This window comes from Burkholderia sp. Bmkn7 (assembly GCF_041103175.1).
GTDB lineage: Bacteria > Pseudomonadota > Gammaproteobacteria > Burkholderiales > Burkholderiaceae > Burkholderia > Burkholderia cepacia.
In genome coordinates this window covers 916,165-939,469 of the sequence record NZ_JBGCUH010000002.1, presented here as the reverse complement: position 1 = coordinate 939,469, position 23,305 = coordinate 916,165, and the positions used below count along the sequence as shown (strand labels likewise).

Genomic DNA, 23,305 nt, shown 5'->3' with positions numbered 1-23,305 from the left:
CACGCGCCGCAACCGGTCAGGTCAGCGCGCGCCGGACAGATGCAGCGTGAACCACTCCACCGCCGCCCGGCTCGTTTCGTCGAAATGCTCGATATACGGCGTGAAATGCCCGCCCTTGATCTGCAGCAGGCGCTTCGGCTCCAGCGCGTTTTCCCACGCCTTGAGGCACAGGTCGGTCGGCGTCAGCAGGTCCTCGTTGGCCACGATCATCAGCAACGGGGTCGGCGAGATGCGATCGACATACTGGCCCGGCTCGTTCTCGCGCGACATTTCGGCGCTGCGCAGCGTCACTTCGTTTTTCCAGTTCGGCGCACACCGCGCCGCCGACTCGGTGAAGAACCGGTACGCATCCGCGCCCGCCATCGCGCAGGCTGTCGCGGGGTCCGCACTGACCGCCGGCAACATCGCCGGCACGCCGCCCGCGAATCGCTGCCTGCGATCTTCATCGAAGCGAGCCAGCGCCGCGGGCACCAGATCGGAACGCGTGCGGCGCAACGCCGACTGATATCCGCTGATCGTCGGCACCTGCGACACCACGCATTTGACGCGCCGGTCGATGGCCGCGACTTCGAGCACGTGGCCGCCGCTGTAGCTGGTGCCCCAGATGCCGATGCGTGCGGCATCGACGTCCGGGCGCGTCAGCAGATAGCTGATCGCATCGCGATAACCGCGCTTCTGCTGCACGGGGTCGATCTCCTGACGCGGATACCCGTCGCTCGCACCGAAATTCCGGTGATCGTAGAGCAGCACGCCAAAGCCGCCGGCGGCAAACACCTCGGCGTAGCGGTCCAGATATTGTTCCTTCACGCCTGAGAAGCCGTGCGCCATCACGATGGCCGGATACGCCTGCGTGCCGGCGATGCGCCGCGCCGGTTCGTAGTACCAGCCTCGCAGCGTGGCGGCTTCGGACAGGAATTCGATGTCGTGTCGCGTCATGTCGGCTTGCCTCGTTCGGTGTGGATTCGATGACCGACACGATAAGCGTGCGCGCCGCGCCCCGCGTTTGCTGGAAAGACGTTTGCTACGCGGAATCGGACAGTTTCGCGTACGCGCTGGGTGTCATGCCGGCAAACCGGCGAAACACGGTCGAGAAGGCGCTCGTGGTTTCGTAGCCGAGTTCGGCCGCGACGGCGATCACGGAGCGTCCCGAGGCCAGCAGCGGGCGCGCGGCCGAAATCCTGGCCTGCTGGCGCCACTGGCTGAACGACAGCCCGGTTTCGGCAGTGAACAGCCGGGCCAGTGTCCGGCTCGACGCACCGACTTCGTCGGCCCATTGCGTCAGCGTTCGCTGATCGGCCGGATTCGCGAGCATCGCGTCGCAGACCCGGGCAAGACGCCGGTCCTGGCCGGACGGCAGCCGCAACGGTTGCTCGGGGGACCACTCGATTTCGGCGAGCATGAGCTGGATGACGAGCGCGTCGCGTCCGTCGGGATCGACCTCGACCGGGAACGACGACGCACGCACGATCAACTCGCGCAGCAGCGGCGAAACGTTGACCAGGCCCGGCTGATCCGGGTAAGCGGATCGGCAGGCTCGCGGGTCGACGTAGGCGGTGCGCATTTCGAGTTGCCCGTGTGCGCGCATCGCGTGCGGCAGGTCGGGTGGAATCCAGAGTGCGCGATGCGGCGGGATCATCCACAGCGACTGGCAGGCGATGACTTCGGCGATACCTGTCGTGGTGTAGACGAGTTGCGCGCGCGTGTGCCGGTGCTCCGCGACGACGAAGCCGTCGGGAAATGCTTTCGGCATCACGGCCGCGATGGCGGGTGCATGCTGGTAGTCGCGCGGGTCGGTACTCTTCGTGACCGGTGGGACGCCGGTCCGCTTCGGATCCGCCGCCTCGCCGTGCCCGATCGCTTTGCCGTGGCCGCGCCTTTCGACCTTCATCGCTCGTCCTTTCATGTGTGCGGAATCGCCGTCGCGTGCGATCCGGCGAACCGGACGGATGATACGGGAATGTCGGAATGAAGCAGTAAATCGGCAACCCGATCTCACCGCCATACCGCAAACTCGACAAGCAGCGCCGGACTTCCGGTGTCGCCGGTTTCAGCGGCATGCCGTGCGAACTTGGAAGTTCGATTCCGTGCTGCTATCGTTGTGCACGCAATTAATTTTCCGGAGCAGCCGATACATGCCCTTGATCTTGCGCCGAGCGATGGCGGCTGATGCCGCGGAGGTGGCTGACGTGTATCTGCGGTCGCGCAACACGCTCGCATCCTACGCGCCGCTCGCGCACTCCGAAGCCGCCGTCCGCGACTGGATTGCCGACGTACTCGTACCGTCGGGCAACGTGACCGTTGCGATGAACGACGATCGCATGGTCGGCATGGCCGCACACGTCATCACCGACGGTACGGCATGGCTCGACCAGTTGTACGTGTGCCCCGAATTCAAACGACAAGGGATCGGTTCCGCCCTCCTGGAATCGGTGAAGTCGCAGACGGTTGGCAAGCTCCAGCTCTATACGTTCCAGATGAATCGCGATGCCGCCGCGTTTTATGAGCGGCATGGTTTCGTAGCCATTGCATATAACGACGGAAGCAGGAACGAGGAAGGGTGTCCCGATGTGTTGTATTGCCTGACGCGGTAGCTTCCGTCCGCATGCTCCACGTCGCCGGTCTGTCGTCGGTGGGATTGAAGCGGGCTCGGAGCCGGAAAAGACGGGGCAATTCGTCGGCGAACGGCCGTGTTGTGTCGGCCATCTCGATCCGGTGTTGCCATCACGTGTCACAAAAGCCGTAGCGACACGCGATCCGTCAATTACCTGCTGGCTTTCCAGGCGTTTGCGTCGCATGAAGTGGCGCGCTGGCCATCGGCTTATACGCCTCGCACACACAAGAACGAACCGGCTCCCGATGCGCCACAGGCCGCTGGTCCAATATATGATTCATCACCATTCAGCCGCTTCAGGTCGAACGAATGCCCAACTTCCCCCCGGATCTTCGCCAGTGGTATTACTTCGCGGCCGTTGCCGAGGAGCGGCACTTCGGCCGTGCGGCTGCGCGCCTCTCGATGACCCAGCCGCCGCTGTCGCAGGCAATACGCTCGCTGGAACGCGAACTCGGCGTCGAGCTCTTCGCACGCACGAAGCGTGCGGTCGCGCTCACGGCAGTCGGCGAGGCGTTGCTTCCGACGGTGCTGAAACTGCTTGCCGCGGCCGAGGAGCTTCCCGCGCTGGCAAAGAGCCTCGCCCTCGGCGAGACCGGAAGACTGTCGCTCGCGTTCGTCTCGATTGCCGATTACGGGCTGCTGCCCTCGCTGCTGCGCGAATTCGGCATGCGCTATCCGCTGGTGCGATTGCAACTGACCGAAGCGACGAGCGACGTGCAGATCGAAGAGCTGGTCGCGGGCCACATCGACGCGGGCCTGATCATTCCGCCATTGCCGCCACGCTACGTGGCCGAGCTGTCGTATCTGCCGCTCCTGAGCGAGCCGCTCGTGCTCGCGATGCCGAGCGCCGCGTCGACGGCACCCGACGATGTGCCGATTCACCTGAAGGAAGTTGCGGACCTTCCGCTCGTGATTTTTCCGCGCCGTCTCGCCCCGAGGTTTTACGACGCGATCATGGAGTGCTACAGCGACGTCGGTGTCGTCCCGCACATCGGTCAGGAAGCAATCCAGATGCAGACGATCGTCAGCCTCGTGTCCGCCGGCATGGGCGTCGCGCTGGTGCCGCAATCGTTGCGCAATCTGCGGCGAACGGGTGTCGTCTATCGCCCGCTCGCACACGGTTCCTTCGTCGTCGAAACCGGCCTCGTCTGGCGCAAAGGCGATATCGGGCACGTCCTTGCCAGCTTCATCAATATCGTGCGGACACTGGCCTCGGCATGATGCCGGCCGCAGGCGGATCCGTTCCGGCATGTCCGGGCGGATCGGCAGGCCGCTTGCCGCGCGACGACGCGCGGGAAGCCGTCGACGCACGGCCGGCGCGTCCTCGCTCGCGGACGCGCCGGCCGACGCTCACGCCTTGCCGTGCCCCTGCGATCCCGGGCCCGACGAGAATTCGCGGACACCATCGCGATTAATGCCGAAGCCGAGGCCCGGCGTGTCGGGCAGTGCCAGCGTCCCGTTCTGCTCGGCCGGCAGGCCGGTAAACAGGTTCCGGCAGATCTCGACCGCGACGACGTGCCACTCGACCGAGCCGCCGTTCGCGAGCCCGGCGTGCAGATGCATGTTGTGGAACGGGAACGTGCCGCCATTGTCGATCGGCACGCCGAACGCCTGCGCGAGCGCGGCCGCACGCGCCGCAACGGAGAAGCCGCCGCACACGCACACGTTTGGCTGCAGGATGTCGACGGCGTCGTGCACGAGGAAATCCCTGAACCGGAACAACTGCCCCTCGCTTTGCCCGGTGGCGACCGGAATGCCGCCGCGCTTTCTCAGGTCGGCGAGCTTCGCGGGGTCGTTCTCGGCGATCGGCTCCTCGAAGAAACCGATGTCGCAATCGGCCACGCGCTCGGCAAGCCGCAGCGCGTGATAGTGGTCGAGCCCGCAGTTCGCGTCGATGTAAATCTCGGCGGCTGCGCCCACCGCATCGCGCACCGCGCGCACGCGCGCGACGTCGTCCGCGACGACCGGGTCGAGCGAGCGCCCTTCGTCGCGGCGCGCCAGCGCGTGATAACCGACGATCATCTTGATGCGGCGATGTCCGGCGCCGACGAGCGCCCGCGCGGCATGTATCAGCTCCGGGCGCTCGAGCGACGCGAAGCCGAACGTCGTATACAGCGGCACGACCGGGCGCGCGCCGCCGAGCATTTTCCACACCGGCAGCCCGGCGATCTTGCCGATCGCATCCCAGACCGCGATGTCGATCGCGGAAATCACGTGCCCCGCATAGCCGGTCTGCCCGCGCGGGCATAACAGCCAGTACAGCTTGTCGAGAATCCGCTCGCGCTCGACGACGTTCATCCCGACCAGGTTGGGTGCGGCGACGTGATCGATCGCCGCGGCCACGACCGCTTCGTCGGTAATCGCCGTGAAGCCGTGGCCGACCACGCCCTGCGACGTCTCGATTTCGACGATGACGCCCGACAGCTTGCCGGACAACCGCACGCCGGCGATCTCAGCGTCGCCGCGCGCGAACACCGGCGTCGCGGTCACTTTCACGATGTTGTGCTGCATCTCTTCTCCGTTTTTTTGAGGGAATGGCAGAACTGCGGGGGCCGCGTCGTCGCGCGGCATCACCGGCCCTTCTCGCGACGCAGCACGAACGTCAGCCCGATGCCGGTCAGCAGGCCCCAGAACGCGCCCCCGATGCCGAGAAACGCATGGCCCGCCATCGTCACGAGGAAGGTCAGGATCGCGGCCTCGCGCGCGTCCTTGTCGGTGAATGCGTTGAGCAGCGCGCCGCCGAGGGCGTTCATCAGCGCGAGGCCGGCAACCGCTTCGATGATGATCGGCGGCGCGACCGCGATGAACAGCGTCGCGGCGCTCGCCGCGAACCCGTACACGATGTACGCGGCACCGCAGACGATGCCGGCCCAGTAGCGCCGCGATTCGTCGGGGCCGGCCTCCTCGCCGGCGCACAGTGCGGCGGTGATCGCGGCCAGTCCGATCGGCGGCGCGCCGAAAGGCGCCGCGAGCAGGCTGCACAGCCCCGTGGCCGTGAACAGCCGCGACGCTTCGGGCCGGTAGCCGTTGACGTTGAGCACCGCGACGCCCGGGATGTTCTGCGACGCCATCGTCACGATGAAGAGCGGCACCGCGACGCTCACCATCGTCGATGCCGAGAACACGGGCCCGACGAGCGCGAGGTGCGGCAACATCCCGGTCGCGCCGACGCCACCCGTCTTCGCAATGAACGCGATCACGATCAGCGTCGCGACCGCGGCGCACGGCACCGCGAGAATCTTGCGAACCCGCATCATCACGACCCACACGAGCAGGACCGGCGCGACGTACAGCGGATACTGCTCGAGTGCGTGCACCGGGGCGACGCAGAGGTTCAGGATGATCCCCGCGAGCATCGCGTTGGCGATCGGCAGCGGAATCCTCGAGATCGCGCGGCCGAGCGGCTTCCACAGCCCGGCCAGCGTGAGCAGCACGCCGGTCAGCACGAGCGCGCCGACCGCGGCCGGATAGCCGCCCTTCACGGCGCCCAGGCCGAGCAGCAGCGCGGCGCCGGGCGTCGACCACGCAGCGCTGACGGGCATCCGGGTCCGGTAGCTGAGCACGATGCCGGCCAGCCCCATCACGATCGAGACGGCCATCAGGCCGGACGCGGCCTGCGCGCGCGTTGCACCGACGTTCGTCAGCGCATTCACGATCAGCGTGAACGTCGATGCAAAGCCGACGAACGACGCTAGCGCGCCCGCGCCGGCCGCCCGCGCCGAGAACCCGCGATCGGTCTTCATTTCCGCGATACTGCTCATCTGTCCTCCGTGAGATGGATTCGATACGGCGGCGACCGTATCAGTGCGCACCATATGTCGGCTCGCCGCACTCCTGGTTCAACGTTCCCGCGTGATACGCGGCGAGAAACGCGTCGAAGTTGCCGATCTGCGTGCGCTCCAGGTCGGCCTGCCGGCTCAGCGATTCGGCCGCGATCGCGTCGAAACGCGCCTGCACGTCGGCCGGCAGCGGACGCGCGCGGAACGCCCCGGTATGCGCGAGCGTCTGCCGCATCCCGAACGCGAAGCACGCGCCGCCCGGATCGTCGCGCAGCGTGTGCAGCGCATCGAGCACGCGCGCCGACGGCGTCGCCCGCGGATCGTCGAGCTTCGCGTATTGCGCGTCGAGCGCGGCGGTCGTGCGCGTGTCACCGCGCTGCAGATCCAGCACGCCGGCCGCCTCGTTGATTCGCGCGAGCAGTTCGTGCGCCCACACGCGCAGCGCGACGCGCTCGCCGCCACGCTGCAACTCGAGCCCCGGGCGCCGCCCTTCCCGCGCGACCGCCGCGAAGTTGCGCCGGCACGCGTCCTGCTCGGCACCGGCGAGGCACGGGCTGTCGTCGAGCGCGCAGAACAGCAGGAACGCGTCGACAAAGCGCAGCGTCGTCTCGGCGACGCCGTGCGGCGCGAACGGATCGATGTCGAGACAACGCACCTCGACGTATTCGACGCCGCGGCTGCGCAGCGCGTCGAGCGGCCGCTCGCCGCTGCGCACCGTGCGCTTCGGGCGGATCGACGAGTAGAACTCGTTCTCCATCTGCAGCAAGTGCGTGCTGAGCTGCAGCCATTCTCCGTCGCGCTTCGCGCCGATCGCCTGGTACTCGGGGCACGGCTGCGCGACGGCTCGCGCAAGGCCGTCCAGGTACGCAGGCAGGTTGTCGAGGCACGGCGCGAACGCACCCTGCACCCGGTTCTGGTAGCCGAGGTCGCTCATCCGCAAGCTCGTCGCGTGCGGCAGGTACAGCGTCTGCGCATCGAATGCGTCGAGCCCGTGCCGGTCGCCGGCGACGAAACCCGCGCACAGCGCCGGCGACGCGCCGAACAGATACAGCAGCAGCCAGCCGTAGCGATGGAAATTGCGGATCAGGGCGAGATAGCCTGCCGAGCGCATGTCGCGCGCGTCGCGGCCCGCCGGCTCGCATCCGTCGCGCACGTCGCGCAGCAGCGGCCACACGGCATCGGCGAGCGAATAGTTGTAGTGGATCCCGGCGATGCACTGCATCGCCTTGCCGTAGCGGAACGCCAGCCCGCGCCGGTACACGTGCTTCAGGATGCCGATGTTCGACGTGCCGTACCACGCGATCGGAATGCGCCGGTCGTCGTCGAGCGGGCACGGCATCGACTGACTCCACAGCAGCTCGTCGCCGATCGCGCGGCACGCGAAGCGGTGCAGCTCGTCGAGCCGCTCGATCACGTCGGCCGCGTCGTGCTGCGGCGGCGTGACGAACTCGAGCAGCGGCTCCGCGTAGTCGGTCGTGATCGACGGGTGCGTGAGCGCCGCGCCGAGCGCGTGCGGGTGTTGCGTCAGCGCGAGCCGGCCGGCGGCATCGACGCGCAGCGTCTCGCGCTCGACGCCGCATAACCCGTCGCCCAGCAGCGGCAGATGTGCGGCGTCGCTCAGCACGCCGAGCCGGCGGTGGTACGGCGTCGTCATCCATGTGGATCGGGGTGAATCGTGGGTCATTGCGGTCTCCCGGAACGAAATCTGGCGACGCGCCGCTCAGTCGAGCGGGCTCTTCGGCCGCGGCAGGCCGATGTGTTCGCGCAGCGTCGTGCCTTCGTAGCGGGTGCGAAACAGCCCGCGCCGCTGCAGTTCCGGCACCACCATCGTCACGAAGTCGTCGTAGCCGTCAGGCACCGTATAGAACACGACGATGAAGCCGTCGCACGCCTCCGTCATCAGCCACTCCTCCATCTGGTCGGCGATCTCGGACGCGGTGCCGACCATCTCGCCGGTGCCGGATTCGGCCGCCCGCTTCGCCAGCTCGCGCACCGTCAATCCCTCGCGGCGCGCGAGCGCCGCCCATTCGCGCTGGTTGCCCTGCCCCTGTTCCGTGTGCGGCAGCTCGGGCAACGGCTTGTCGGGATCGAACTTCGAGCAGTCGACGCCGAGCCGGATCGACAGGTTCGGGATGTTGCTGTCCACGTGGACGAGATCGTCCATGTAGCGCTTCTTCGCGAGCGCCTCCGCGCGCGTGCGGCCGACATACACCTGGTTGGCGGGCAGGATCTTCACGTGATCGGGGTTGCGCCCGGCCGCGACCGCGCGCGACTTCACGTCGCGGTAGAACGCACGGCCCGTCTCGATGCTGCGCGCGTTGCCGAACACCAGGTCGGCCGAACGCGCGGCCATGTCGCGCGCTTCCTCCGACGCACCGGCGAGCGCGATCACCGGCCAGCCCTGCACGGGCCGCGCGATGTTCAGCGGCCCCTTGACCGAGAAGAACTTGCCCTTGTGGTTGAGCGGCCGGATCTTGTCGAGATCGGAGAACACCCCCGCCTCCTTGTCCATCACGAGCGCGTGATCGGACCAGCCGTCCCACAGCCCCGTCACGACGTCGAAGAACTCCTCGGCGCGCTCGTAGCGTTCGGCGTGGCGCAGCGCGGTCTCGAGACCGAAGTTGAGCGCAGCCTCCGGGTTCACCGTCGTGACGATGTTCCAGCCCGCGCGGCCGCCGCTCAGGTGGTCGAGCGACGCGAAGCGGCGCGCAAGCAGGTACGGATCCTCGTAGCTCGTCGTGCCGGTCGCGATCAGGCCGATGCGGTCGGTGCATGCGGCGATCGCCGACAGCATCACGAGCGGGTCGTACGACGTGATCGTGCCGCTGCGCTTGAGCGCATTCGGCGGCATCGGCATCACCGCGAGGTGGTCGGCGGTGAAGACCGCGTCGAAGCACGCGTGCTCGAGCTTCTGCGCGAGCGACCGGATCACCGGCCAGTTGAAGTTCGCGAGCGTCGGCGCGCTCGGGTGCCGCCACCACGCCGTGTGCAGGCAGATGGGGCGCATGAATCCACCCAGGCAGAGTTGCTTCGTCATACGGGATTCCTCGTCATTGGAATGCGGCGCGAAACGTGCGGGCCGCGCGCGTGCTGCCCGTGTCGGCGTCAGCGCGCGGCGTTGAAGCGGGCGAAGCCGGTCTCGAGGTCGCCGATCAGGTCGTCGGCGTTTTCGAGCCCGATGTGAAAGCGCACGCACGGGCCGCCCGGGTCCCAGTGCGACGCGGTGCGGTACGCACTGCAGTCGAACGGCATCGCGAGGCTTTCATAGCCGCCCCATGAATAACCGAGCCCGAAATACGCGAGCCCCTCGAGCAGCGCGGCGACGGCCTGCGCGGGCGCCGGGCGCAGCACGACGGAGAACAGCCCCGTCGCGCCGCCGAAGTCGCGCACCCACAGCGCATGGCCGGGATCGTCCTCGAGCGCCGGATGGCACACGCGCCGCACTTCCGGACGCGCGGCGAGCCAGCGCGCGACACGCAGCGCGTTCGCCTGGTGCTGGCGAAGCCGCACGCCGAGCGTCCGGATGCCGCGCAGCGTGAGAAACGCGTCGTCCGAGCCGACGCACTGCCCCGTGTCGCGCTGATACTGTTCGAGCGCCGGCAGCGCGCGCGCGGACGCCGACACCATGCCGATCATCACGTCCGCATGACCGGCCAGGTACTTGGTGCCGGCCTGGATCACGAGATCGGCGCCGTGCGCGAACGCGTCGAAGAACAGCGGCGTCGCCCACGTGTTGTCGAACAGCACCACGAGCCCGCGGTCGCGCGCGAGCGCGGCGAACGCCGGCACGTCGCACAGCTCCATGCTCTGCGACGCGGGCGCTTCGAGATACAGCGCGCGCGTGTTCGGCCGGATCAGCGCGGCGAGCGCGTCAACCGACGCGAGCGGATCGAAGTAGGTCGTCTCGATGCCCGCGCGCCGCAGCACGCCGTCGCACAGCTGGCGCGCGGGCTTGTACACCGCATCCGTCATCAGCAGATGGTCGCCGGCCGACAGGCACGACGACAGCGCGGTCGTGATCGCGGCAAGCCCCGACGGGCACAGCACGACACCCGCGCCGTGATCGAGCGCGCGCACCGCGTCCTGCAGCGCGGCCGTGGTCGGCGTGCCGCGCCGGCCGTACACGTACGGCTGCGTGTAACCGAGCAGGTCGGCCACGCTCGGCGCGAGCACCGTCGAGCCGCGATACACCGGCGGGTTGACGAAGCCGTGATGCGCGGCCGGCGCGCGGCCGCCCGTGACGAGCACGGTGTCGACCTGCGCATCGGCCGCCGGATGGTTCGGGGCGGGCCGCACGGTCAGCCCTTCACGATCCGCACGGCGCCGCGCGCCGCGCTCGTCGTCATCGCCGCGTATGCGCGCAGCGCGCCCGACACGCGGCGCTGCCGCTTCTCGGGCTGCCACGCACGCGCGCCGCGCTCCTCCATCGCCGCGCGGCGCCGCCGCAGTTCGTCGTCGGACACGAGGACGTTGATCGAGCGGTTCGGGATGTCGATCTCGATCGCGTCGCCATTCTCGAGCAGCCCGATTTCGCCGCCCTCCGCCGCCTCGGGCGACACGTGCCCGATCGACAGCCCCGACGAGCCGCCGGAGAAACGACCGTCGGTGATCAGCGCGCACTGCTTCGCGAGCCCCTTCGATTTCAGGTAGCTGGTCGGATAGAGCATCTCCTGCATGCCCGGGCCACCCCGCGGCCCCTCGTAGCGGACGATCACGATGTCGCCCGGGCCGACCGCACCGCCGAGGATGCCTTCGACCGCCTCCTCCTGCCCTTCGAACACGCGCGCGGTGCCGGTGAATTTCAGCATCCCGCCGTCGACGCCCGCGGTCTTCACGATGCAGCCGTCGCGCGCGATGTTGCCGAACAGCACCGCGAGCCCGCCATCGCGCGAGAATGCGTGCTCGGCATCGCGGATGCAGCCGTTCGCGCGGTCGAGATCGAGTTCGTCGTAGCGGTTGTCCTGGCTGAACGCGACGTGCGTGCGCACGCCGCCGGGCGCCGCGCGATAGAAGCGCGACACCGAGTCGACGCGGTTGCGCATCACGTCCCAGCGCGCGAGCGCGTGCGCGACGCTCGGCGCATGAACGGTCGGCAGCGTCGTGTTCAGCAGCCCCGCGCGATCGAGTTCACCCATGATCCCGATCACGCCGCCGGCCCGGTGCACGTCCTCCATGTGAACGTCCTGCACCGACGGCGCGACCTTGCACAGCACCGGCACGCGGCGCGACAGCCGGTCGATGTCGGCCATCGTGAAGTGCACCTCGCCTTCGTGCGCGGCGGCGAGCAGGTGCAATACCGTATTGGTCGAGCCGCCCATCGCGATGTCGAGCGTCATCGCGTTCTCGAACGCATCGCGCGTCGCGATCGAGCGCGGCAGCACGCTCGCGTCGTCCTGCTCGTAGTAGCGGCGCGCGAGATCGACGATCGTGCGCCCGGCCTCGATGAACAGGCGCTTGCGCTCGGCATGCGTCGCCAGCACCGAGCCGTTGCCGGGCAGCGCGAGCCCGAGCGCCTCGGCGAGGCAGTTCATCGAGTTCGCGGTAAACATCCCGGAACACGAGCCGCAGGTCGGGCACGCGACGTTCTCGACCGCACGCACCTCGTCGTCCGTCACCTGGGAGTCGGCCGCCACCACCATTGCGTCGATCAGGTCGAACGCGCGGCGCTTGCCGCGGAACGTCAGCTTGCCGGACTCCATCGGGCCGCCGGACACGAAGACCACCGGGATGTTCAGGCGCATCGCGGCCATCAGCATCCCCGGCGTGATCTTGTCGCAGTTCGAGATACAGACCATCGCGTCCGCGCAGTGCGCGTTGACCATGTACTCGACGCTGTCGGCGATCAGCTCGCGCGACGGCAGGCTGTACAGCATGCCGTCGTGGCCCATCGCGATGCCGTCGTCGATCGCGATCGTGTTGAACTCCTTCGCGACCGCGCCGGCCGCTTCGATCTCGCGCGCGACCAGCTGGCCGAGATCCTTCAGGTGCACGTGACCGGGCACGAACTGCGTGAACGAATTGACGACCGCGATGATCGGCTTGTCGAAATCGGCGTCGGTCATCCCGGTGGCGCGCCACAGGCTGCGCGCGCCCGCCATGTTGCGGCCGTGCGTGGAAGTGCGTGAACGATAGGTGGGCATCGTGATCCTCGGTTGATTCGTTGCGAAATGGGGGCGGGCGGCGGACTTCCGTCAATGCGGCCTGCCGGCCGCGCCCCAGTTGTTGTCGTTCTTCGCGAGCGTCGGCAGCACGAACGACAGGATCTTTCTCCGGTCGAGATCGGACGACACGCTGAGCTTGTATTCGAGCGCCGTCAGCTTGATCACGATGGACCTGAGCGCCTGGGTCAGGCGTTCGTAGCCCCCTTCGAAATAGAGTGAGCCGCCACGCTGCGCGATCACGCCGTGACGGGACAGGTAATGAAACAGCGCGACCGACGAGCGCGCGTCGTAGTTGTCGAGCGGCGGCGCCTGCAGCGGGTAGCGGATCAGGCGTTCGGCCAGGATGTACTGGATCGAAGCGCGCAGCACGCGGTCGTCCGAGCGCAGCCGGAACAGCGCGAGGATCGACAGGATGTCGACCCGCAACTCCTCCGCGCCCGCACCGTTGCGCGTGCTCTTCGCATCGAGGTACTCCGGGATCGGCAGGAAGCCCGTGCGATGGTGGTACTCGTGCAGATGGACCCAGATCGCGCTCGCCTGCGTCAGCAGCTCGTCGTCCGCCGAGAGCAGATCCGGGAACGCGGTGGGCGACCAGTTCGCTTCGATTGCCGGGCGCGTATGGCGCTTGAAGCGCTCGACGAACTTGTCGATGAAGTAGTACGCCTTGTGATACGCGCGCAGGTCGGCGTCGATGAAGTTCTCGCCGAATACCGCGACCGCGAGCGGATTGAGAAAGCCGTCCGTGCACATGCGGATCTGCACCGGCAACGCGTTGCCGTCCGGCGCGATCGCGAGCACGCTCGGCGGAATCGGCACGGGCGCGATCGCGGCCGCCTCGAGGAACGCGTCGACGTTGTAGGGCACGTCGAAGAACCCGAGGATGAAGCTCGGGTCCACCGAGTACGTGAGATCGAGCAGGCGCCCCGATGCGAGGCAGCGGTTCTCCAGCGCCACGAGCAGCGCTCGCACATGCGGGTTGTCGGCGTAGTCGCCGAGATGCGTACGTGCGCACTGCGCGATGCGCGCGACGTCGGTGCGAAAACCGCCGGCGAGGATCTCGCCGCGGCAGCGGTTGGTGGCTAGTACGATTTCGCGTTTCATGTCGGTCATCCTGTCGGCACGCGTCGTCACACGACGCGGAACTCCCGCTGCAGATAGACGAGCGTGTCGTCGTCGGGCGCCGCACAGTGCAGCGCCACGACTTCGCCGACCAGCAGCTCGTGCGTCGCCGCGCTCATCGACGCGACGAGCCGGCAGTCGAGCGCGATGCGCGCGCTCGCCAGCACCGGCGCGCGCGTCGCGAGCTCGCCCCATTCGCCCACCGTGAAGCGCGCATCGCGCGCGTGCGCGGTCCGGCCCGCGAACACGTCGGCGAGAAACCGGTCGGCGGCGCCGAGCGTGTTCACGCAGAACACCTCGTTCGCGATCAGCCGCTGCGCCGATACGCTGCCGCGATTGACGGACACGAGCACCGTCGGCGGCGCATCGGACACCGACAGCACGGCGGTCGCCGTCATGCCGCAGCGCCCGGCAGGTCCGTCGCTCGTGAGTACGTGAACGGCCGATGCCACGCGGCACATCGCGTCGCGAAAGCGCTGCGGCGAGGCGCCCATCGACTGGTCGGGGAACAGTGCGGGTTCGTTGTGGATCATGTCCTGTCTCCGTGCATGGGGGAAAAGCCGCGCATCGCTACCGGTTCACCAGCGCCTTCGGCAGCGACAGCGCGAGCAGTCCGCCCAGCGCCATGCAGCCGGCCATCATGTAGAGGCCCGCGTCGTTCGATGCGGTCAGTTGCTTGAGCAGCCCCATCAGGTAAGGGCCGAGGAAGCCTGCGAGGTTGCCGACGGAATTGATCATCGCGATCCCGGCGGCGGCCGCGGTGCCGCCGAGGAACGCGGTCGGCAGGCTCCAGAACAGCGGGATCGCGGTGAGGATGCCCATCGTCGCGAGCGTCAGCGCCGCGATCGCAAGCCCCGTCTGATGCGCCCAGCCGACCGCGAGCACGAGCCCCACCGTGCCCATCGCACCGGGCACCGCAAGGTGCCAGCGGCGTTCGCGAAGGCGATCCGAACTGCGTGCGATCGCGATCATCGCGACCACCGCAAGCGCATACGGCACCGTCGACAGCAGCCCGATCGTCAGCGGATCGGCCACGCCCGTCGCATGGATGAGCGTCGGCAGCCAGAAGCCCACGCCGTACAGGCCGATCACGAACGAGAAGTAGATCGCGCACATCAGCCACACGCGCGGATTCGCGAGCACCGCGCCGAGCGACAGGTGGGACTTGACCGCGTCCTCGGCATTCACGTTGCGTTCGAGCAGCGCGCGCTCCTCGTCGCTCAGCCACTTCGCCTGCGCGATCCGGTCGTCGAGCAGCGCGTAGACGAGCAAACCCGCGACGATCGACGGCAGCCCTTCGAGCAGATACAGCCACTGCCAGCCGTGCCACCCGTTGATGCCGTCGAATGCTTTCAGGATGTAGCCGGAAATCGGGCCGCCGACGACGCCCGACAGCGCGACGGCCGTCATGAACACCGTCGTGATCCGCCCGCGCCGATGGGCCGGATACCAGTAGGTCAGGTACAGGATCACGCCCGGAAAGAAACCGGCCTCGGCGGCGCCGAGCACGAACCGCATCGCGTAGAACGCCGTCGGCGTCGTGACGAACATCGTCAGCGCGGACACCGCGCCCCACGTCACCATGATTCGCGCGATCCAGACGCGTGCGCCGATGCGGTGGAGGATCAGGTTGCTCGGCACCTCGAAGATGAAATAACCGAAGAAGAAGATGCCGGCGCCGAGCCCGTAGGCCGCGTCGGACAGCCCGAGATCGCCGGCCATCTGCAGCTTCGCGAAGCCCACGTTCACGCGGTCGAGATACGACACCAGGTAACAGAACAGCAGCAACGGCATCAGCCGCCACGCGACCTTGCGATAGGCGGCGTCTTCCGACACCCCCGCTGCGGGCAATACGGTCGATACGAGCGTCTCCATGATTTTTTTCCTTGTTTGCGATCGATTGTCATTCGTTGCGCGCGGCGCCTTGCACGCGTCGCCCGACGGCGGCACCCGCGATCCAGCGCACGAGGCAGCGAGCCGTCCTCCTCCGGTCGGCGCGTTCTCGCATGCGGGGTGCCGCGTGCCGCACACCTGTGTGCGGCACGCCGGGCGGGTGTCGATCCGGCTCGCGGGCGCGGATCAGGTGCGCATCGGCCTCGCGAGGTCGGTTCGTGGTGTTGCTGCGGATCCGGGGGCTCGTTGTACGTCGTTGTGCCCGGGCGCTGCGTCGCAGGCAACGCGCAAGATGCGCATGACGCGCGGATGGTCGAAAGCCTGGTTCATGTTCAACCTTTTGCTCACATGCCCGCTTAGGGCGCCTTTAAAACGCTCGTCGACGTTCGAAGTCGCGAACGCACCGCTGGATCGGGCGCTCTTGTGGAGCGCACGATGCCTTGATTCCGTCATGCCGCACGCGGCGGCCGATCGCGCAGCCCCGCCATGTAGGCGACCGTGCGCTCGCGATACGCCGCCGACACGCCCGCGTCGGCGAGCCCGCGAACCAGCAGGTCGCGGTAGCGCGCGCTCGGCGCGGCGTCGCAATCGAGCGTGACCGCACCGCGATACGTCAGCGCATGTACGCGCCGCCCGCCGGGCGCCAGCACCTCGACCGCGTAGCGAACGTAGCGGCCGAGATGCACGCCTTCGCGACGCTCGAGCGCGTCGAGCATGCGCATCGGCAACCGGTATAACGCGCCCTCGACGATCGCACCGGCAGCCGGCTCGATGTTCGCGCAGCAGACCGGCTCGTTGAGCGACGCGTAATTGAACGCGAGGCGATGGCCGTCGAGCTGCGCCGCGCCCGCGAAGTACGTCGCCGCGTCGCAGCCGAGCGACGTCGACAGGCTCGCGAGGTTCATGCACGAGCCGTATGCGAAATACGTGAACGACTCGTCACGAAGCAGGTTGTCCGGCGTCATCGCGACGCGCTCGCGGCATGCGGCGTGCCGAGCACGTAGTGGTCGTAGATCGCCGCGACCGACGCGATCGAGTCGAGCACGAAGTCGCCGATCGGGATGTCGATCCTGAGCGTCTGCTCGATGAACAGCACGAAGTGCACGAGCGACAGCGAGTCGAGCAGGTTGGCGTCGAGCAGGTTCGTCTGCGCGGTCACGCGCGCCGGCGCGCCCGGGTCGATCCCGGCCAGAAACGTCTTCACGCTGTCGATCAATTCGTCGAGGCTCATCATCCGCATCACGATCACGCTCCAGAAACGCACGTTCATCCCGGCCCGCGCGCATCGCACTGGCCGGCTTCGTCTTCACCGAACCGCAAGATCCTTCACATCGTCCTTCGCTTTTGACTTTCGATCGGGCGTCATGCACCATGCGACGCGTCGACACGACAAACCCGGTCAGCATCTCCACCAGAGATAAATAGGAGACTTAATCAATATGACAACTCATACGCTGTTCTACTGCCCCGGCCATCTTTCGTTTGCACCGCACGTCATCCTGCGCGAGCTGGGCGAACCATTCGAACTCGCACTCGTCTCGATCAAGGACGGTGCGACGCAGAGCCCCGAATTCCGGCAGCTCAACCCGAAAGGCAAGGTGCCCGTGCTGCACACCGGCGACGACGTGCTGACGGAGTCGTCGGCGATCCTGCTTTATCTCGCGCTGCGCTTTCCGCAGGCGCGGCTCGTGCCCGATACCGCAATGGGCCTCGCACGTGCCGTCGAGTGGATGAACTGGCTGGCGTCAGTGTTGCCCGGAACGGTCGCGCTCAACTTCCATCCGTCGCGTTTCAGCGAGGACCCGGCTGCGCACGACGGCATTCGCGCGAAAGGCCGTGCGGGCATCCTCGCCGCGTATGCGCAGATCGACGAACGGCTCGCGGCGCGCGACTGGGCGCTCGGCGAGCACTACTCGATCGTCGATCCGATGCTGCTGATATTTTTCAAATGGGGGAACATGCTGAAGCTCGACATGCGCGGGTTCGAACATTGGGCCGCGCATACGGAGCGCATGCTCCGCCGCCCTGCCGTCGCGACCGCGTTGTCGGTCGAACAGATCTCGATCTGGGCGTAGCGGCGAAGCCGGGTCGGGTTTGCGCCCGATCCGGAATGCCGCCCGCGTCCGTCGCGTCTCCTTCATCTTCTCAGGTCCTTTTCGCCGCTTTTCTTTGTCTGTTGCGCCGATCCTGCATACGCGCGCGCACAGGCGTCGCGCACGCCGCGGATCGTCCAGGCCGCGACTCCGGGAACAGGAGCCACGACCGCAATCGCATATGACGTTCTCTGCTTGTGCGGCGCTACACCGCTCAGCTCATTTTCTGCGATCGCATCGAATGCGTGAACAATGCAACATCCATTTCGTGACGTCCAATATATTTTTCGTCTTCCACTAAGTCGCCACGCATATTAATCAGCGATTGGCCAGCGAGTCCGATATTGCCAATCCTTGCGAATTGATTGCAACGGATGGAGCGGGATTAGCGTGCATTGCCGGGGCAAAATTGGCTTCAACTGGCGACCAACCCCGAGCGGTTTCGATATAGCACGTCAGCAACGCAATCGAGCTTCCGGATTTCGTTGAGTGAATTCGCGGAATGCTTCGGCTGCCGACGTCGTGCCGACTTGTTCCGACTTGTTCCGCCGAGGTCGTTGTTAGCGCAACGAAAGCCACGATGGCCGTGCGGAACAGCGGCCCGCCGCTCGCGAACGACAAAGTCGAGCCCGGCTGCGTATTGCTGGGTATTGCCGAACGCACGGCGCCAGCCCGCCTGTGGTTCATTCGGATCACCGATGCCGACGCGGCAACGCAGGTGCGCCGTGCCGCCGAACAAAAGGAAATTGACCGGCTCGCCATCGGCGGCAAACGCGTCGCCGCCTGGGGCCGTGAGCATGACAACGAAAAGCACGCGCGCTCAGTGCAAAAGCGTGTCGACAAACTCGAGGAAGACCGGACCGTCGCCACGATGAGCGGCGGTGAGCGCGCACATCTACTGTCTCCGGCGCTGTCGACGGCCAGCGATCACCCGCGACGATCGGCCTCCCGCGCGCTACGCAATCCGCAGGAACATCCCCGCCTTCTCCGGCAGCGACGACGGCTGGAAACCATAGCGTTCGTAGAACTTCGGTGTACCGTGATCGGCCATCAGGCTGACATACGCGGTCGGCGGCGCATTCTCGTGAACGTAACCCATCAGCGCCCGCATGATCAGGTCACCTACGCCTTTCTTCTGGTGAGCGGGCAACACCGCGATGTCCACGATCTCGAAGAAGCAGCCGCCGTCGCCGATGACCCTGCCGATTCCGACCGGCACACCGTCGCAGTAAGCCACGACGCTGAAGAGCCCGTTCTTCAACCCGATCGTCGCGGCCTGTTCCGACTTCCTGCTCAACCCTGCGGCGAGACGAATGTCGATGTAGGTGGATACCGGCGGAACTTCGTGTCGAATGATGTAAGCCATGCGAGCCTTTCAGGTAAGCCGTACAGGCGGATGGATCGGCCCCGCCGCGGATGAGTCCGTCGAACCCGGAGCCCGGGCGCGCGCATCGAACGAGACCGTGACGACGAATCGGGCGAGGCGGCAGGCCGCGGGTACAACGCCCCACCGCCCACGGCCTCGCCCAGGTCCGCAAAGCGGCTTAGAGAATCCGCTCCAGCGCGTCGGCAAACCGCGCAACCGCACCGTCGACATCATGCAGCTTGTCCAAGCCGAACAACCCCAGACGGAAGGTCTTGAAATCCTCCGGCTCGTCGCATTGCAGCGGCACGCCGGCCGCGATCTGCAAGCCCACGTCGGCGAACTTCTTCCCCGATCGAATCGCGTCGTCGTCCGTGTAGCTGACCACGACACCCGGCGCCTCGAAGCCTTCAGCCGCGACGCTCCGGAAACCCTTGTCGGCCAGCAGCGCGCGAATGCGCTTGCCGAGCTCGAGCTGCTCCGCCTTCACCTTGTCGAACCCGTATGCCTCGGTTTCCTTCATCACGTCGCGCAGCGTCGTGAGGCTGTCCGTGGGCATCGTCGCGTGGTATGCGAACCCGCCGCCCTCGTAGGCATCCATGATCTGCAGCCACTTGCGGAGATCGCACGCGAAGCTGGTGCTGGTCGTGCCGTCGATGCGCTCGCGGGCGAGCGGGCTCAGCATGACCATCGCGCAGCACGGCGACGCACTCCAGCCCTTCTGCGGCGCGCTGATCAGGATGTCGACGCCGCTCGCCTGCATGTCGACCCACACCGTGCCGGACGCGATGCAATCCAGCACGAACATGCCGCCGACCGCATGCACGGCGTCGGCCACCGCGCGCAGATACGCATCGGACAGCATCATCCCGGACGCGGTCTCGACGTGCGGCGCAAAGACCAGATCCGGCTTGTGTTCCTTGATCGCGGCGACCACTTCGTCGAGCGGGGCCGGCGCATACGCGGCCTGCCGCCCCGCTTCGACCGGGCGCGCCTTCAGCACCGTCGTTTCGGACGGAATGCTGCCCATGTCGAAAATCTGCGACCAGCGGAAACTGAACCAGCCGTTGCGGATGACCAGGCACTTCTTGTTCGTTGCAAACTGCCGCGCGACGGCTTCCATGCCGAACGTCCCGCTGCCCGGGACGATCACGACCGACTTCGCGTTGTAGACTTTTTTCAGGGTGCCGGAGATGTCGCGCATGACGCCCTGAAAGCGTTGCGACATATGGTTGACCGAGCGATCGGTGTACACCACCGAATATTCGAGGAGCCCCTCGCGGTCAACATCGGGAAGTAAACCTGGCATGCTCGCCTCCGGTGAAAAATGAACGATGAATTCCGGGCAAGCAGTGTCCGTGACGCGATACCGCCCTGCCCCAATGCAATTGCGCTGTTTCCTCGACGAAAGCAGATTCTAACGAACGCCGCCCGCCGCTTGGGGCATATTTTGGCGGCTGCCCGGCGCAGGCCCGGCATGACGCACCGCAACGCGGCTGCCGTGGCGCCCGGTTCAATCTCCTGCCCCGTGGCCGCCCGCGCCGGCCGGTGCGGCGCACGAAGCCCTGTTCGACGTATGGATAAACGCCACTTCCGGCGCATGCCGCCTACCATGTCGGCACACCTTTCACGACAGAGTCTTCGATGATCCCCAACCGCGCATCATCCCGGCAGCCGTCGGCCGATCCCGCACTCGCCGAGCGCGTCGATGCGGTACTGTCCCGTCAACTCGAAACACATCGCCTCGTCGGTGTGGTCGTCCTGATCGCACGCGACGGCGAACTCGTCTATCGCCGCGCGGCCGGGTTCGCCGATCGCGAAGCGCGCACGCCGATGCGCGAGGACACGCTGTTCAGGCTCGCATCGGTGACGAAGCCGATCGTCTCGGCGGCCGCGATGGCGCTCGTCGCGCAACACAAGCTGTCGCTCGACGACAACGTCACGCGCTGGCTGCCCGAGTTCCGCCCGGCGCTGCGCGACGGCAGCGTGCCGGTGATCAGGGTGCGCCACCTGCTCACGCATACGGCCGGCCTCGGCTATCGCTTCACGGAAGCCGACGCGACCGGCCCCTATGCGCGCGCGGGCGCCTCCGACGGGCTCGATGCCGCATCGATCACGCTCGCCGAAAACCTGCGCAGGATCGCGAGCGTGCCGCTGCAGTTCGCGCCGGGAACCGGCTGGAACTATTCGCTTTCCATCGACGTGGTCGGCGCGCTGATCGAGGCCGTCAGCGGGCTGCCGCTCGCCGACGCCATCGACACGCTCGTGCTCCGCCCGCTCGGCGCCCGCGACACGGGATTCGTCGCACGCGATCCCGCGCGGCTCGCGACGCCCTACGTCAACGACACGCCGCAACCGCACCGGCTCGCCGAAAACGAGACCGTGCCCATCTTCGACGGAACCGTCGGCGTGACGTATTCGCCGTCGCGCGCGCTCGACGCGGATGCCTTCCCGTCGGGCGGCGCCGGGATGGTCGGCACCGCCGCCGACGTGCTGAACCTGCTGGACACGCTGCGTGCCGGTGGCGGCTCGCTATTGCCGGCCGACCTGGTCGACGAGATGGGCCGCATCCACACCGGCAACCTCGAATTGCCCGACCTGCCCGGCGCGGGGTTCGGAATCGGGTTCTCGGTATTGCGCGACCCGCTCGCGGCGGCCTCGCCGGAGTCGGTGGGCACGTGGCGCTGGGGCGGCGTGTACGGGCATTCGTGGTTCGTCGACCGCGCCCGGGGGCTCACCGTCGTGTCGCTGTCGAACACGCTTTACGAAGGGATGAACGGCCAGTACACGATCGATCTGCGCGACGCGATCTACGGCGCCGGCTGACACGCGCAACAAAAAAAGGCCCGACACGGTCGGGCCAATGAGTCGAGACACAAGGAGAATCCCGCCCACCACACGGGGCGGGGTACGCCGCGCTACACGACGTTCTTTTCGACGATCGGCCGGTTTTCCAGCACTCGCGCCCAGCCGAGCGACGACAGGTCGAGCGTGTCGTAACGCCCGCCCAGAATGAGTTCGCTGACCCCGCGCCCCGTCGCCGGCCCTTGCTGCAGCCCGTGGCCGCTGTAGCCGTTCGCGAACACGACGTTGTCGAGGTCCGGGTGATACCCGATGATCGCGTTGTGGTCGAACACGTTGTACTCGTAGTACCCGGACCAGCAGTTCTCCACGCGCAGCGCCTCGAACTCCGGCACGCGGTTCGCGAGCGTCGGCCAGATCACCTCGTCGAACAGGTCGTGGTCGACTTCGTCGAGCGGCAGGTCGTCCGGATCGCGATCCGGGCTCGGCGACGTCCCGCAGATGTACGTGCGCCCTTCCGGCCGGAAATACACGCCGGTCGGGTCGATCAGCAGCGGGCAATCCGTGAGCCTGGCGGGCGACGACACGTTGAAGATGCTGCGCCGCCGCGCATGGACGGGGATGTCGATGCCCATCATCGACGACAGCGTGCGGGCCCATGCACCGGCCGCGTTGACGAGCGTGTCGCACGCATGGCGTTCGCCGTCGGCCGTGACCGCATGCGTCACCTTGCGGCCGTCGCGCACCACCGCCGTCACGTCGGACGGCACGTAGCGCGCGCCCAGCGCCTGCGCCTTCTTGCGCAATGCCTGCACGAGCCCGTAGCCGTCGAACCAGCCTTCGCCGCTCACGCCATATGAGCCCGATACGAGATCGTCGACGTTCAGCCACGGAAACTTCGCGCGCAGCGCATCGCGGTCCATCAGCCGGATATCCGCGCCGAGGCTCGTCTGCAGCGCATGGTTCTCGCGCAGCGTCGCGTCGCCTGCCGGCGTCGCGAGGAACAGGTAGCCGCCTTCGTGCAGGTCGATCGACGGCTGGTGGCCGTCCACTTCGAGCCGTTCGCCGATCGTGCGCAGGAAGTCGATGCCGAACAGCGACATCTGGATCGACAGCGGCGTCGAGAACTGCTGGCGAATCGACGCGGCCGACAACGCCGACGACGATCTCGCATAGGTGGGGTCGCGCTCGATGACGGTCACGGATACCGTGGGATCGGTGGCGCGCAGGAAATAGGCGATCGAGCTGCCGATCACACCACCGCCGACGATGACGACTTGAGAACTCACGACTGACTCCAGTTGCACATGAAGGGCGCGGCCGGCCGGCTGCGCCCGTGGGTTGTTCGTGCCGCGTCGCACGCGGCGTCGCGCAGGCGGACTCGTGCGGCTGCCGCACCGGCGTGCGCCGCGATCGCAACCGATCGCCGATGGCATTTCAGCACGTCCGGCAGCTCCGCGAAAGTCCGCGCGCGCCTGTTGCGT

The 23,305-nt window shown here is 67.3% G+C and carries 21 protein-coding genes; 4 read left to right on the top strand and 17 right to left on the bottom strand.

Annotation, left to right across the window (positions count from 1 at the left end):
• Window positions 1-21 precede the first annotated feature (21 nt).
• Both AB3K92_RS10165 and AB3K92_RS10160 read right to left on the bottom strand, forming a co-directional pair.
• Window positions 22-936 (bottom strand): alpha/beta hydrolase, encoded by a 915-nt coding sequence (locus tag AB3K92_RS10165; RefSeq protein ID WP_060129323.1) that lies wholly within the window; start codon window positions 934-936, stop codon window positions 22-24.
• A gap of 85 nt (window positions 937-1,021) precedes the next feature.
• The gene (locus AB3K92_RS10160) at window positions 1,022-1,888 is read right to left on the bottom strand and encodes a helix-turn-helix domain-containing protein (protein ID WP_369464949.1); all 867 of its coding nucleotides are present in this window, start codon (window positions 1,886-1,888) and stop codon (window positions 1,022-1,024) included.
• A 244-nt stretch (window positions 1,889-2,132) separates the two neighbouring features.
• Between AB3K92_RS10160 and AB3K92_RS10155 the strand changes: the two genes are divergently transcribed.
• Window positions 2,133-2,591: a GNAT family N-acetyltransferase gene (locus AB3K92_RS10155; protein WP_021156691.1), complete on the top strand. Its 459-nt coding sequence runs from the start codon at window positions 2,133-2,135 to the stop codon at window positions 2,589-2,591.
• Between the two features lie 329 nt (window positions 2,592-2,920).
• A complete protein-coding gene (locus AB3K92_RS10150; protein ID WP_021156690.1) occupies window positions 2,921-3,832 on the top strand; it encodes a LysR family transcriptional regulator in 912 nt (303 codons plus the stop codon).
• A 129-nt stretch (window positions 3,833-3,961) separates the two neighbouring features.
• On the opposite strand, the gene AB3K92_RS10145 is transcribed toward AB3K92_RS10150, so the two are convergent.
• From AB3K92_RS10145 to AB3K92_RS10095, 11 genes are all read right to left on the bottom strand, one after another.
• Entirely contained in the window at window positions 3,962-5,122 is a 1,161-nt protein-coding gene (locus tag AB3K92_RS10145; RefSeq protein WP_369464948.1) for a mandelate racemase/muconate lactonizing enzyme family protein, read from the bottom strand.
• 59 nt (window positions 5,123-5,181) lie between these two features.
• On the bottom strand, window positions 5,182-6,372 hold the full coding sequence (locus tag AB3K92_RS10140) for a benzoate/H(+) symporter BenE family transporter (RefSeq protein ID WP_059488897.1): 1,191 nt from the start codon (window positions 6,370-6,372) through the stop codon (window positions 5,182-5,184).
• 40 nt (window positions 6,373-6,412) lie between these two features.
• Window positions 6,413-8,074: a glutamate--cysteine ligase gene (gene gshA / locus AB3K92_RS10135; protein ID WP_369464947.1), complete on the bottom strand. Its 1,662-nt coding sequence runs from the start codon at window positions 8,072-8,074 to the stop codon at window positions 6,413-6,415.
• A gap of 36 nt (window positions 8,075-8,110) precedes the next feature.
• Complete coding sequence (locus AB3K92_RS10130) at window positions 8,111-9,427, bottom strand: LLM class flavin-dependent oxidoreductase (protein ID WP_021156686.1); 1,317 nt, start codon at window positions 9,425-9,427, stop codon at window positions 8,111-8,113.
• 68 nt (window positions 9,428-9,495) lie between these two features.
• Complete coding sequence (gene metC, locus AB3K92_RS10125) at window positions 9,496-10,686, bottom strand: cystathionine beta-lyase (RefSeq protein ID WP_021156685.1); 1,191 nt, start codon at window positions 10,684-10,686, stop codon at window positions 9,496-9,498.
• Window positions 10,687-10,688: 2 nt separating this feature from the next.
• The gene (gene ilvD, locus AB3K92_RS10120; RefSeq protein WP_060159995.1) at window positions 10,689-12,530 is read right to left on the bottom strand and encodes a dihydroxy-acid dehydratase; all 1,842 of its coding nucleotides are present in this window, start codon (window positions 12,528-12,530) and stop codon (window positions 10,689-10,691) included.
• Window positions 12,531-12,581: 51 nt separating this feature from the next.
• Entirely contained in the window at window positions 12,582-13,652 is a 1,071-nt protein-coding gene (locus AB3K92_RS10115; RefSeq protein ID WP_369464946.1) for a DUF6421 family protein, read from the bottom strand.
• A 26-nt stretch (window positions 13,653-13,678) separates the two neighbouring features.
• A complete protein-coding gene (locus AB3K92_RS10110; RefSeq protein WP_048021615.1) occupies window positions 13,679-14,203 on the bottom strand; it encodes a flavin reductase in 525 nt (174 codons plus the stop codon).
• A gap of 37 nt (window positions 14,204-14,240) precedes the next feature.
• Complete coding sequence (locus AB3K92_RS10105; protein WP_048021613.1) at window positions 14,241-15,545, bottom strand: MFS transporter; 1,305 nt, start codon at window positions 15,543-15,545, stop codon at window positions 14,241-14,243.
• Between the two features lie 467 nt (window positions 15,546-16,012).
• Window positions 16,013-16,528, bottom strand: a complete 516-nt coding sequence (locus AB3K92_RS10100; RefSeq protein WP_369464945.1) for a gamma-glutamylcyclotransferase family protein — start codon at window positions 16,526-16,528, stop codon at window positions 16,013-16,015.
• Window positions 16,525-16,833 carry an acyl carrier protein gene (locus tag AB3K92_RS10095; protein WP_051392129.1) on the bottom strand — a complete coding sequence of 103 codons (309 nt, stop codon included), beginning with the start codon at window positions 16,831-16,833 and terminating at the stop codon, window positions 16,525-16,527. The genes AB3K92_RS10100 and AB3K92_RS10095 overlap by 4 nt, the downstream gene beginning before the upstream one ends.
• Window positions 16,834-17,002: 169 nt before the next feature.
• Here AB3K92_RS10095 and AB3K92_RS10090 point away from each other — a divergent pair, with 169 nt between their 5' ends.
• Complete coding sequence (locus AB3K92_RS10090) at window positions 17,003-17,638, top strand: glutathione S-transferase family protein (protein ID WP_369464944.1); 636 nt, start codon at window positions 17,003-17,005, stop codon at window positions 17,636-17,638.
• 433 nt (window positions 17,639-18,071) lie between these two features.
• Here the strand turns inward: AB3K92_RS10090 and AB3K92_RS10085 are convergent, their stop codons facing one another.
• The 3 genes from AB3K92_RS10085 to AB3K92_RS10075 all read right to left on the bottom strand — a co-directional run bounded on the left by AB3K92_RS10085 (window position 18,072) and on the right by AB3K92_RS10075 (window position 20,328).
• Entirely contained in the window at window positions 18,072-18,470 is a 399-nt protein-coding gene (locus tag AB3K92_RS10085) for a hypothetical protein (protein WP_369465803.1), read from the bottom strand.
• Window positions 18,471-18,611: 141 nt separating this feature from the next.
• Window positions 18,612-19,022, bottom strand: coding sequence for a GNAT family N-acetyltransferase (locus tag AB3K92_RS10080; RefSeq protein WP_059556121.1), 411 nt, complete (start codon window positions 19,020-19,022; stop codon window positions 18,612-18,614).
• A gap of 178 nt (window positions 19,023-19,200) precedes the next feature.
• Window positions 19,201-20,328, bottom strand: coding sequence for an aminotransferase class V-fold PLP-dependent enzyme (locus AB3K92_RS10075; RefSeq protein WP_369464942.1), 1,128 nt, complete (start codon window positions 20,326-20,328; stop codon window positions 19,201-19,203).
• Between the two features lie 335 nt (window positions 20,329-20,663).
• On the opposite strand from AB3K92_RS10075, the gene AB3K92_RS10070 reads away from it, so the two are divergent.
• A complete protein-coding gene (locus AB3K92_RS10070) occupies window positions 20,664-21,845 on the top strand; it encodes a serine hydrolase domain-containing protein (protein WP_369464941.1) in 1,182 nt (393 codons plus the stop codon).
• Window positions 21,846-21,937: 92 nt separating this feature from the next.
• On the opposite strand, the gene AB3K92_RS10065 is transcribed toward AB3K92_RS10070, so the two are convergent.
• Window positions 21,938-23,110, bottom strand: coding sequence for an FAD-binding oxidoreductase (locus AB3K92_RS10065; protein ID WP_048021606.1), 1,173 nt, complete (start codon window positions 23,108-23,110; stop codon window positions 21,938-21,940).
• Window positions 23,111-23,305 lie beyond the last annotated feature (195 nt).